Consider the following 347-nt stretch of genomic DNA (forward strand, 5'->3'; position numbering starts at 1 on the left):
CCTGGGAGTTGGTCAGCACGGCGCGGTCGGCGGTGGCGAAGTCGGTGAGGATGTCGTGGCGCTGGCCGGGGGTGTGGGTGCCGTTGATCGACTGGACTACCAGGTCGCTCGCCCAGGCGGGGCGTTGGTCCTCGGCGAGGGTGCGCAGGGTGTGGGGGAACTGGCGGGCGAAGTCGGTGGCGTCGGCGACCTGTTGGAAGTACACGATCACGTGGTGGAGGTCGTGTTCGGTCATCGCTTTGAGGACTGCCAGGTGCAGTGCGGTGGTGCGGCGCGCGGTCGGGCCGAAGCCGGAGTGCGCCTCGGGGGTGGTCAGTACGGTACGCAGCTGGGTGTCGGTGATCGTG

General features: G+C 69.2%; 1 pseudogene. It reads right to left on the minus strand.

From position 1 onward, the window contains the following. Positions 1 to 347, minus strand: a pseudogene (locus tag J0695_RS42955) (DEAD/DEAH box helicase); the annotation flags it as partial.

Source organism: Streptomyces beijiangensis, from assembly GCF_017315755.1.
Lineage (GTDB): Bacteria > Actinomycetota > Actinomycetes > Streptomycetales > Streptomycetaceae > Streptomyces > Streptomyces beijiangensis.